At 34.0% G+C, this 12,667-nt stretch carries 6 protein-coding genes and 1 CRISPR repeat array; all 6 genes read left to right on the forward strand.

Features of this window, described 5'->3' with window-relative positions; translation table 11 throughout:
- The first annotated feature begins 113 nt into the window (after nt 1-113).
- The 6 genes from BUE08_RS04940 to BUE08_RS04965 all read left to right on the forward strand — a co-directional run bounded on the left by BUE08_RS04940 (nt 114) and on the right by BUE08_RS04965 (nt 12,333).
- Nucleotides 114-938, forward strand: a complete 825-nt coding sequence (locus BUE08_RS04940; RefSeq protein ID WP_502689427.1) for an RAMP superfamily CRISPR-associated protein — start codon at nt 114-116, stop codon at nt 936-938.
- A gap of 12 nt (nt 939-950) precedes the next feature.
- A complete protein-coding gene (locus tag BUE08_RS04945) occupies nt 951-4,136 on the forward strand; it encodes a CRISPR-associated protein Csx11 (protein ID WP_286680503.1) in 3,186 nt (1,061 codons plus the stop codon).
- A gap of 17 nt (nt 4,137-4,153) precedes the next feature.
- Nucleotides 4,154-5,407: a type III-B CRISPR module RAMP protein Cmr4 gene (cmr4, locus tag BUE08_RS04950; protein ID WP_059031871.1), complete on the forward strand. Its 1,254-nt coding sequence runs from the start codon at nt 4,154-4,156 to the stop codon at nt 5,405-5,407.
- A 28-nt stretch (nt 5,408-5,435) separates the two neighbouring features.
- Nucleotides 5,436-5,867, forward strand: a complete 432-nt coding sequence (locus tag BUE08_RS04955) for a hypothetical protein (RefSeq protein ID WP_059031869.1) — start codon at nt 5,436-5,438, stop codon at nt 5,865-5,867.
- Nucleotides 5,860-6,690, forward strand: coding sequence for a hypothetical protein (locus BUE08_RS04960; protein ID WP_059031867.1), 831 nt, complete (start codon nt 5,860-5,862; stop codon nt 6,688-6,690). Before BUE08_RS04955 ends, BUE08_RS04960 begins: the two co-directional genes overlap by 8 nt.
- A gap of 267 nt (nt 6,691-6,957) precedes the next feature.
- Nucleotides 6,958-11,860: direct repeats of the CRISPR family, unit length 30 nt; unit sequence GTTTATAGCCTACCTATAAGGAATTGAAAC.
- Between the two features lie 74 nt (nt 11,861-11,934).
- Nucleotides 11,935-12,333, forward strand: a complete 399-nt coding sequence (locus BUE08_RS04965; protein WP_213996384.1) for a hypothetical protein — start codon at nt 11,935-11,937, stop codon at nt 12,331-12,333.
- The last annotated feature ends 334 nt before the right edge of the window (nt 12,334-12,667 follow it).

Consider the following 12,667-nt stretch of genomic DNA (forward strand, 5'->3'; position numbering starts at 1 on the left):
CTTCTGTGTATTGTTTTCTTGTCATTTAAGTTAACCCCCTGTTTTTATACTATCATATACAAAGATTTTCTCCAAGTTGGTTAGGGGGCTATAGAGATTACATTAAATCTCTTATACCAGGTTCCTTTGGGCTTCAGTATAGATTTATTTTACAAGCCCCTTATTTTTCGCGCGATATGGAGGACTTTTATATAATTGACAACCCGATATTAAAAGAGAAAATATGGAAAGTTCCGATGGTAAGAGGAGCTGGATGGAAAGGGATGCTTCTGAAAACAGCTTCAAAAAAGTTAGCTGAACTCATGGATAAAAATCAAGAAGTAGAAGCTATCCGATATTTTCAAAGCATTTTAAGGATTTTTGGTACAGGCTCGGAAGAATTCCGCAAGATCGAAAAAGCAATTGATGACTATGTAAAAAATGAAAAAAACTCCAAAAACAAAATAGAAACAAGCGCTTACGAAATCGATCTTACTTCTAAAGTTGTAAAATATGCATTAGAAGAGTTAGGGATAAATCTTATATTCAGCAAAGAAGGTAAGAGTATAAAGGAGCAAATATGGCAATATTTCGAAGATAATATTGAAACAATTAAAACTAAAAAAGGTAGAGGAGTGTTCTACCCAACGTATTTTAACCGGTTAGATCTAGAAGTGATAAATCCGCACAATAGAAATACAAAAGCTGGGACTTTTCCTATTTATTTTGAAGTAGTTCCACAAGGCACAGAAGGCATTTTTCAATTTATATATATACCTTATGATGCAGTAATGCTGCCATTTAAAGAGTTAAAAGATCAAGTAAATAATGACTATGAGATTATAAAAACTCTTATCCAATATTCTTTTGAGGAAGAAGGAATAGGCGCAAAAAGCAAATATGGTTGGGGAAAGGCTTGCATAGTAGAGAAAGACACAATATGCTACTTGAATATGTAAGGTGGAAGGGTAGTGGGTAGTTTGGATTTAGAAAAACTTAAAAAGAATAAGACGGAAATAATAAAAGCAGAGATAGGAGCACTTTTATTTAACCTTGGGAAGACACATATTAATTTCAAACATTGGAGTGATTATTTTAACATCAATGCAAAGGCGTTTGAAGCAGAATATGGATATCCAATTTTTACTGGGTACAGAGATTATTATACAGATAATAAAGACCCCAATTTAAGCAGATTTAAAGAAGATTTAAAACGGATAAATGAAGACTTTCCTGATTTTTTCTACAATACCAAAGTTGGCCTAGAAAAAGATTTACTTCTTTCAGATATTGTATACGGCGATGGTATTGAAAAAAAGCGGCCTCTCAATGTCATAAATTTTGTCAAAAATATATTATTCCATGGATGCGAAAATGTAAATTCCGGAATCGACAAAGGAGAACCTCTAGAGAAACAAAAGCTTAAAAATCTATGGATTTCTAATGCATTTGGCTCATTTAAAGAAGAAGTAAAAGAAGAAATGCTTGATAAGCAAAGAATTTGTTTTTTTAAAAATCTATGGAAGATGATAAGTTCAATACCAAGAAAACCAGAGGATTTTTCAGATGATGATTGGATAGAAATAAGAAATTTTGTTTTTGAAGAGGTCAAGAACTGGTATTCACACCTCTTAAGCGATTCTCGATTTCCTATAAACGATGTCACTTTGTGGGACCAGGCATATATGACTGCGTCGCTTTTCAAAGCCTCTCTTGCAGCAATTCAATTAGACTCATCGAAATACAAAGATTATATAGATAATACCAAGTGCAGGAAAATAAGGTGGAGTATACTTGGCGTTCAATATGATAAATTAGCCCTTGCTGAAAAGGCTTTAAAGGCACATTTTATAAAATGGTACCGAGATGCGGCAGATAAGGCTGATAAAATGGTGAAAGATATAATAGAAACGGAATATGCGCTTGGAAATGAGATATATCGAGATGAAACGGGAATTTATTTTATAATACCAGAGAATGCCGGTGATTTTAGGAACAAGAGCGATTATATTTTTCCTTTAAATAAATCTTTGAAAGAAATCGCTGATAAGATTATGAAAGTTTTTAGCGAAATATTTGGCGGTGAAATTTACCCCTCCATCTTTACAACAAAGCCTTCTCGAGGCATGATGAATATCACATATCTTTTAGAAAAAAGTAGAGAAAATTTTTTAAAGGCTTCTTATCCAACAGATTCTGATAATAACTTTGAGAAGATATGTAAAGGTATTGCACTAAAATTAAAAGAAACAGAAGATAAAACAAATTCAAACTTCAATGGTTTGTGCCAGGCATGCAACTTCCGGCTAGCAAGAAAAAGTGATGAAGACTTAATGATTTGTGATGGATGTAAGGAAAGAAAGGATAATAGAATCGAAGAATGGATTAAGAATATAAACGGTGAAACAATTTGGACAGGAGATTTAAAAGATTCAAATGATAGAATTGCTATAGTTACCCTAAAATTTGAGTTGCAGGACTGGCTTAACGGAGACCTAATAAATACTACTTTTACCAATCAAATAGATTGGCATTTAAAGAAAAATCTGTTGGTAAAAGATTTTTCGGTAGCGGGGAAATTAGTTAAGGAAACTATATTAAAAGAATATGTTAATAAAGGCGTTCATAATCAAAAGCTACATGATTTTACTGCTAATATCGTACTAGAACGAAGTATTGGGGATAGATGGGAAGAGTTTATTAAAAGTAAACTTGGCGTCAAAGTAGATTTTGATAAAGGAAAGATAGACTGGGATAAGCTAAATGGAAAGGACTCGGATTTCCTTGCTACTATTTTACTTCAATTTGTTTTAAGGAAAAATCCATCACCCGCAAGACTCAGAAGAATATGGGAGACAACTCAAGACTTTTTTATAGAATGTAGTAAAGATATGAAAAGTCTATTAGATATCAGCGATGAAGATTATAGATATAAAAGACTTGTCTGGTATAGAGCTGTCGACGAGCGGGGGTATATGGAGAAAGAATATAGTTACAAAGGACTAGATTTTTGGATAGACAAGAAAGGGAATGCATATCTAATTTCTTCTATAGCAGAAGCTATACCTATTATTGTCAAAAAAAGCTTTAAAGATAAGGCAAAAGATACATTAGCTATTAAAAATACTGACTGGTTAGATGACATTCTACTTCAAGATTACTACACGGGCGAATATACAGATATTAACTTGAGTGGAGATATGGCGACTTATGAGTCATATTTGCCATATATTTCAATAATAAATCCAACACCAATTTCATGGCAGTTTATTATTTCCGCCCAATCCTTACCTTGCCTCATAAGTAATATTCAAAATAAGTATTATAATCATTTCAAATATGTCGCTGGGAAATTACCATTACATATAGGAACAATATTTCAGTACTATAAACAACCATTATATATTGGCATTAAAGCAGGAAGAAAAATAAGAAGAGATATAACGAGTTGGAATGAAATACAGATGAATGGAAAAGCGTTAGATATTGAAGAAATTCAAAAGGAAGCATTAAAGAATATAACAATTTATGAAAAAAACGAAAATCCAACAAATTATTACAGTTTCTATCTAACAATAAATAATAAAGAAAATGAATATCAATTGTACATAAACCCCGAAGACAAAAAAACTGATATTTGTGAAGTTGACTTTAAAAATAGTAAACCCATTACTAAAATTGTAATATATCCTAACACAATTGATTTTGAATTTTTAGATACTAACTGTCGCAGAAATGATATTTGCTATTCTAAAGGAAAAAGAAAAATAGAGGGGAAAAGTAATAGACCATATACATGGAAAGAGTGGAAGCTATTTAATGAGTTTGCCGAATACTTTAGGAATGATCAGAACAAAATTGCTGGACTCCACCAAATAATAAATATAATATATTCTAAATTGAATGACTGGAGAAATGATGAGGACAGTATCAAAAAATTTATGTTATCAGCTTTTATTAATATTTTTGATCTGAAAACAGATAATGAAAAAGATAAATTTGCACATATATTAATACAGCCTACTTATACAGATAGCGCAACGACTGTTCCAAAGTTAGAAAATATTTTAATAATGCCTCCAAATGAATTTAGGAGATGCCTTTTGCGGTTTTTAGATATGTATGAATTTTGGCATACAGCTCTTAGAAAGATATAGAAAAGGAGAAATTAAAAATGAGCGAAAAACAAGAATTAAATATGTACGCATTATCGACTGACCCTATTTTTATTGGCACAGGAGGATATACAATTGGCAGAGTAGATAATACGATCGTAAGAGATACTATAACAAAAATACCAAAAATACCAGGCTCAAGCATTGCGGGAACCTGGAGATATTATATGGCATTAGAATTACAAGGATGGTACAAAAAGAATTTTGAAAACATAAAGAGCATTCTTGGAGGAAACGAAATTGCTACAGAAGACATTAGAGAATTGGTAAATCGACTTGCAGACCGTGAACTCGATGCAGGTCGCAGAGAAAACTTTAGCGAACGAATGACAAAGTTTAAGAAATACTCCAAAGCAATAAGTTCGGCAATAAACACTAACTGTTATGAAAATAATAATGATAATGAAACGAAAAATGATTGGCAATTATATTGGGGCAATCTTATCTCATCTATTAAGTGTGCTGGGCAAGATGATAAAGCTAATGAAAACTATGAGGATAGCCTTGTCGGTAGTATTAGGGAATTATCTGATACAGGGCATTGTGGCCACTGCATAATATGCAAGACTTTTGGATTTTCAAAGAAAAACAGATCACAACAAGGGATGGCTTATTTTTCTGATTTGAATATACTTCTTTTTCCGGTATATACTCGATTGGGCGTTAAATGGGTGACATCTCCATACATCTTAGAATCTGCGGGAATAAAAGCTAAATTTCAACAAATGAATAAATCGGAGGATATCTTAAGCGAATCTTCGTTTAGCAGGCTTAGAAATTTGCTTAAAGATGATACAGCTGTTATAGTAAAGAACTGTGAGAATGAAAATGATAAATATTATATTAATTTAGGCTGGCTAAATCTTGAAGCAGTAAACCAGGATATTTTATTGGCATTACCAAACCTCGAAAATAAAGAAGAAACTTGGAAAAACATATCAGAGAATCTAATAATCGTTCCTGATGATTTAATATCTAATATAATTAATGCGAACTTAGAAGTTAGAACATCAGTATCAATAAATCCCCTTACAGGGACGGCAAAGGAAGGAGCTTTGTTTACATCCGAAGCTATACCTCGAGGCACTGTTTTTTATGGAAATATTAGGCTGCTCGAAAGCCAAAGCGAAGTTGCACCTACTATAAACGAGGTTGTTATGGCACTAAAGGATAGCAAAAAATACTATGAATGTTTAGGGGTAGGTGGCATGACTACAAGAGGTTTTGGCCGAGCTAAATTATTTTTTTCATAAATTATGAAACGATTCTGGGGGTGACATTATGTCTAAAAAAGAAAATCTTGACGCAGTCATAAATAAGTTAGGATATAATATACTCAAGAGTATTAGCGAGACAAGGGGGCCGGAAAGAAGCGGTTTAAAAGCACATATTGACAAAGCGTTAGGCGTTTTGGTAAATGATGGAGTCTATGCTTATTATGTATTCTGCAAATCAAAAGATAAAGATAAAGATAATAAAATATATTCTAAAATATTTGTTAATGATATTATAAAAGAACTTAAGGAATATGTGAACCTAAAAGACGAAAAGTTGAAAGATATAAATTATAGCGATAGAGAAGGTAGAAATGAGGCATTCTTCCAAAACCTCTCAGAAAATTTACATGAACTTTTATTTTTCAGAGAAGCATTGGAGACAGTATTGATTTATGCACGATATCATGTAAAAGCACTAGGTGACGAGAATGAGTAAAAAATGGTATAAATTAATCTTCAAACAGATGGAACCCATACATATAGGTGCCGGAAATTATGGTGTCCTTTCTGAAACAAGGATTTTTATTCCAGGCTGGACAATGTGGGGAGCACTGGCTAAGAGATATGGCGGATATTTAGGAGGAACAGAAGAAGATTTTAATGTAAGCAAAGAATTATTCAAAAACATATCTTGCTTTTTTCCCTCATTTAAAGAAAATGAAGATCCGCTATTTCCAACTTATGTTGATGGCCTGTTTTATTTGGGAAGTATATCAGAAAAAGATTTTAGAGTAGAATTTACAGATACATATATTTCTACAGCTATTAGCCCTGCAATGCAAGCTGCTAAACGTGAATCGCTTCATGAAATTGAGGTCATTCTTCCGATATCAAAGACTGGCATGAAGGAATCTAACAATAGTTTGTATTGGTCAGGTCTATTAAGCGTTAGTGATGATGAAAGTGTTGCTGACAGCGTTTTACACTTCCTTAAAGAGGGCCTAGAACTTACGCTCGGAGGAGAAAGCCGATATGGATTTGGCAGAATAAAACTTATTAGAAAGTGCGAAATTACTAAAGAAGAACTTGAATTTTGGGGCTTAGATGAAGAAGGGAAATCCATTGCAAATGTGTATTTAAAGAATTATAGCGAATACTGTAACGGGATATTTGGAATGGGGAAAATTGAACATATTATTGTAGAAGCCGATTTCTCTATAGCTACTCCAAAAATAAAAGAAAGCAAGATATGCTTAGCGCCAGGCAGTAAAGCAAATTTACCAGGAGTATTAGAAAGAGGAGTTTACATACAAACATAAGTTCAGCATTATTAGTTAATGCCTTCTTAATTATTATATATTACAAGTTAATCATGCAATTATCTCATTTTACATATAAAGTTTTCTAATGTCGTCGATCCCCAATAGCGCAAAAACCCCCGGAGATCGACGACAAACAAAAATTGCCATCAAATAAAGAATTGATATGGAAAAGAAGGATTTTTTGATTCTATGTAGAAGTTATGTATAGAAAATTACAGAAATTATTTTTCTCGCATTTTCTTTATTTTTTACCCTAATTTACGGGTTTATAGCCTACCTATAAGGAATTGAAACATAGAAGTAATCTTATCACCGGTTTTTTTGGTAATAGTTTATAGCCTACCTATAAGGAATTGAAACGACGTAACTACCACGGCCACCAAACAGCCGACATCCTCGTTTATAGCCTACCTATAAGGAATTGAAACGTCTCTGTTCTAACTTCTTTAAACCATAGTCGTCGGCGTTTATAGCCTACCTATAAGGAATTGAAACTTAAAAAATCCCGATAAAGGTTTTAGCCAAAACTCCGTTTATAGCCTACCTATAAGGAATTGAAACGGACTCTCTATCGCTATGAACGAGGTGAAACGATACGTTTATAGCCTACCTATAAGGAATTGAAACCACCACAAAAGAAGCGGAAGAAAACGGGGGATATACGTTTATAGCCTACCTATAAGGAATTGAAACGCTATAGCTTGTAGGAGTTGCAATCAAGCAAAGGGCAGGTTTATAGCCTACCTATAAGGAATTGAAACAATGGCCCAAGCGTTGAATGAGAAGCTGGCTATTGCGAGTTTATAGCCTACCTATAAGGAATTGAAACCCATTCTTTCGACATAGAAATCAGCGCTCCCGGCAAAGGTTTATAGCCTACCTATAAGGAATTGAAACGTTAATCTCACAGCCACTACCATAATATTTGCACTGAGTTTATAGCCTACCTATAAGGAATTGAAACGTGGTGGTGTGTTGCATACTTATAAAGTCTCATAGCCAGTTTATAGCCTACCTATAAGGAATTGAAACTGATGTCTGTAGTATGAAACTCGATTATTTTCAGCGTTTATAGCCTACCTATAAGGAATTGAAACTTCCCTTAAATAGGTTTTTTGAAATCTCCCCGATTGGTTTATAGCCTACCTATAAGGAATTGAAACCTCAATACAATAAAGACCTTGCCAAGGCTGAAGGGAGTTTATAGCCTACCTATAAGGAATTGAAACTCCATCTCATCTTCGTTCCTGAATATCCCTTCTACCGTTTATAGCCTACCTATAAGGAATTGAAACGTGGTAATGTGGTTCTGAATGTGCTTGCTGTAGCGGTTTATAGCCTACCTATAAGGAATTGAAACCTGCCATGCCTGTGATATAGGTGGAGATGAGTATGAGGTTTATAGCCTACCTATAAGGAATTGAAACTTTGGTTCTACTACCAGGTTAGCCCAATAAAACTCTAGTTTATAGCCTACCTATAAGGAATTGAAACTTGTTCTTGGACAATTTTACAGTCCTGTATTTGCTAGTTTATAGCCTACCTATAAGGAATTGAAACTCTAATCCATCCTCAATTCTACCCTTTTCTTTTTGGTTTATAGCCTACCTATAAGGAATTGAAACTTGAGATACTGAGAGAGGGAGGCTGGAAGACCAGTGGGTTTATAGCCTACCTATAAGGAATTGAAACCGCCTATAAAGACATCGTATACATTGTCTAAAGAAGAGTTTATAGCCTACCTATAAGGAATTGAAACTTTCCTCAAGTTCGTCGATCCTCTCTTCCGTCAATTCGTTTATAGCCTACCTATAAGGAATTGAAACTGGTAATAAAAGCTTGAATTAATATTGCTTGTTTTGTTTATAGCCTACCTATAAGGAATTGAAACCTCCCATTCTGTTTTGCAAAGGAAAAATTTCTTCTTTTAGTTTATAGCCTACCTATAAGGAATTGAAACTGGTATACTATAGAGGGATAAGACCTCTAATATTAGTTTATAGCCTACCTATAAGGAATTGAAACTTGTACTCTTCCTTGTTGTACTCTCCTATTCCCAAGTTTATAGCCTACCTATAAGGAATTGAAACTTTTATATATGGATTTAATTAAAATTATTTCTCATCGTTTATAGCCTACCTATAAGGAATTGAAACCAAGGCCGTCTTTTGTCTCTTGATGCACTCCTTTTGTTTATAGCCTACCTATAAGGAATTGAAACCGCCCGAAGTGGCGTATGGATTGCGGTGGGAGCAGTGTTTATAGCCTACCTATAAGGAATTGAAACGCGAAAACTTCTCTAAAATTGATGATGAGTTTTCAAGCGTTTATAGCCTACCTATAAGGAATTGAAACTCTGGGAAACCATAAACTTCTCACAATCATTATATATGGTTTATAGCCTACCTATAAGGAATTGAAACTGGCTTCATCATTCACCGCCGGACCTCCCTCATCTCAAGTTTATAGCCTACCTATAAGGAATTGAAACACCTTTTGCATGTTTTGCATTTCAAATCGCATCCTCTCGTTTATAGCCTACCTATAAGGAATTGAAACGGCGACATGCCCAACCAATCCCTTACCTCATTCCCAGGTTTATAGCCTACCTATAAGGAATTGAAACTTTGTCCTTCCGTTGCTGTAAATTCTTCTTTACGTCGTTTATAGCCTACCTATAAGGAATTGAAACTTGAGATTGTAGAAAATCACGACTTAACAGACAATTGTTTATAGCCTACCTATAAGGAATTGAAACTCTATCAAGGTCGGTATAGAGTTGCCAAAAGTCACAGTTTATAGCCTACCTATAAGGAATTGAAACTATGAAAAAAGAGAGCTAACAACAGACAAAGCAAGGTTTATAGCCTACCTATAAGGAATTGAAACTGTGGGAGAATTGACAATAGAAGATGTAGACAATGCGTTTATAGCCTACCTATAAGGAATTGAAACTATTTATAATTTGTCAAGCGTTTCATCTTATGACTAAGTTTATAGCCTACCTATAAGGAATTGAAACTAGCAATAGACGATAGCAACATACTTCAAACTAGAGGAGTTTATAGCCTACCTATAAGGAATTGAAACCCCATCAAAATAACTTTGTTCATGCAATTCCTCCTTGGTTTATAGCCTACCTATAAGGAATTGAAACCATCTTTTAACTATATAAACGGTATACGTTGGCTTCGTTTATAGCCTACCTATAAGGAATTGAAACTCCATCCACTTTGCCCACTAGCCATGGTCGTGGTTGTGCGTTTATAGCCTACCTATAAGGAATTGAAACCGTATAGAGTGCTTTCTTTGTAAGGCTCGTATTCGGGTTTATAGCCTACCTATAAGGAATTGAAACTCAAAAAAACGTCAAACCCAAGATTCGTCGAAAAAATCGTTTATAGCCTACCTATAAGGAATTGAAACAAAAATATGGACTCATGGGACAGGATGTTATACTATGTTTATAGCCTACCTATAAGGAATTGAAACAGAATTCCCTTAAATATATGCTGGTCATATCCTCTAGTTTATAGCCTACCTATAAGGAATTGAAACATGAAAATAATCAAATACTTGGTATAAAGGTATTTCGTTTATAGCCTACCTATAAGGAATTGAAACTTTGAGAATATTGAGTACATTGACATATCAAACACTACAGGTTTATAGCCTACCTATAAGGAATTGAAACTAAAACTCTTTTAAGTCCTTCAATCCCAAGTAATATCGTTTATAGCCTACCTATAAGGAATTGAAACAAGTGGTAGGAGAGAAAATAAAAAAATTGAGGGAAAGTTTATAGCCTACCTATAAGGAATTGAAACATAACAAGATTGAATTCAGTCAAAAGGAAATGGATAGTTTATAGCCTACCTATAAGGAATTGAAACTGGAGTTAAATGAGCAAGCAACATTGGCGCTCAACCAGTTTATAGCCTACCTATAAGGAATTGAAACAACCAATAATCCATGTAATCAGCAACAGAAATTTCACTTGGTTTATAGCCTACCTATAAGGAATTGAAACATGTATATGGAATTGGAGGAAGTCGCCAATAAACTAGGTTTATAGCCTACCTATAAGGAATTGAAACAGTTTGCATCTGATGTTGGGCTGTTCTCTCTTATTAACGTTTATAGCCTACCTATAAGGAATTGAAACGTGTAAAATCTTCTAATGTCAGCAATTCTGACCTTCTGTTTATAGCCTACCTATAAGGAATTGAAACGTAGTAATCATGGATACAGATACAAAATCCACTCATGTGTTTATAGCCTACCTATAAGGAATTGAAACAGGGAGCAACTTTTATGCTGGATGCTATAAAGCGTGGGTTTATAGCCTACCTATAAGGAATTGAAACTGCTTCAAGTCAAATATGTAGTAATTGTGGATATAAGTTTATAGCCTACCTATAAGGAATTGAAACAGAATCCGGTGCTGAGGAAAGATTTCCTAAAGCGATTTGGTTTATAGCCTACCTATAAGGAATTGAAACATGGAGGTGAACTCATGAACGAACAAGAATTTGGCCGTGTTTATAGCCTACCTATAAGGAATTGAAACTCTTCGTCGTCGCTTGGTATTTCGAAGGCAAGTCCGCGTTTATAGCCTACCTATAAGGAATTGAAACTAGCAGCAGAATATGTCAGGTTCTCCTGCCCGGTTCATGTTTATAGCCTACCTATAAGGAATTGAAACTACAAGAGAAACAAAATTGAAGAATTGCAGGAATATATGTTTATAGCCTACCTATAAGGAATTGAAACCGGGCAAAGGTATAAAGATAGCCAACCTCGAATCCGGTTTATAGCCTACCTATAAGGAATTGAAACCGCTGCAGTATGAACTTCTGCATGATTCTTCGTCTAGTTTATAGCCTACCTATAAGGAATTGAAACTTCGCCTTTCGTATCAATTTTTTGCAGGGCATTTGTTCATAGCCTACCTATAAGGAATTGAAACTACATTGCCCATCGCCAAGATTGCTTTTATAGCCTCAGTTCATAGCCTACCTATAAGGAATTGAAACTAGTAACACTAGTAACACTATATACATTCCATAGTGGTTCATAGCCTACCTATAAGGAATTGAAACATTTGATAAAACATAAATATCATAAATATTATTAAGTTTATAGCCTACCTATAAGGAATTGAAACTTCTTATAACTCTATAACTTTCTATAACTTTTGCATCAGAGGCACAACAGCATTTAAAACCATGGAGGTAAAACATGAAAAAATATTATATCCTTGCAATCACTTTGTGCGCGATGTTTTTATTAATCGCCTGTGCAAGTCCTAACAGCAAAGTAGTAGGCGAATATGATACAAGTAAACTCGGAGGTAATTTTGCAAAAAGCAGTAATGAGGCTTATACGATAGGGTCTAATGAGGATAAAATGCCGGTTTTTAAAGATACCGACAAAGCTTTTAAACAAGCCCTTATTGATTATGAAGAAGGATTTAAAGCAATTCAAAAAGAATTTAACTTGAAACCAATCAGTAAGAAAAACTGGGAAGCATACAAAACTTATGGATGGCAATTATCTGCTGATAATGATGAGGAAATCCGCAGACAAGGAAGGGAGATAACGCAATTTTTCGATATATATGAGAACAGTTTTAAGTAGTTAAGTGTTCTTCATATCAAAAGCATAAATAAATTCAATTCATAAAGCGCACAAATTAAAAAAAGGAACATGTCATACATGTATGACATGTTCCTTGATCTCTTTCATTAGGCATTAGTAAACTTTTTATTCAGCTTACCAATGCCTATTTTTTATTTTCGGAAATAGCCAGTTTACTTATTTGAATTCTATTGCCTTAACGTCTTCAAAAATTCATTTAACAGTTCTAATTGTTTCTCTATAGCCCCCTAACCAACTTGGAGAAAATCTTTGTATATGATAGTATAAAAACAGGGGGTTAACTTAAATGACAAGAAAACAATACACAGAAGAA

The organism is Tepidanaerobacter sp. EBM-49 (assembly GCF_001896645.1).
GTDB classification, from domain to species: Bacteria; Bacillota; Thermosediminibacteria; order Thermosediminibacterales; family Tepidanaerobacteraceae; genus Tepidanaerobacter; species Tepidanaerobacter syntrophicus.

What these genes read in the sequence shown, in the direction of transcription:
- cmr4 (WP_059031871.1), top strand. Translation starts at nt 4,154, where the DNA reads ATGAGCGAAAAACAAGAATTAAATATGTACGCATTATCGACTGACCCT.
- BUE08_RS04955 (WP_059031869.1), top strand. Translation starts at nt 5,436, where the DNA reads ATGTCTAAAAAAGAAAATCTTGACGCAGTCATAAATAAGTTAGGATAT.
- BUE08_RS04960 (WP_059031867.1), top strand. Translation starts at nt 5,860, where the DNA reads ATGAGTAAAAAATGGTATAAATTAATCTTCAAACAGATGGAACCCATA.
- BUE08_RS04965 (WP_213996384.1), top strand. Translation starts at nt 11,935, where the DNA reads ATGAAAAAATATTATATCCTTGCAATCACTTTGTGCGCGATGTTTTTA.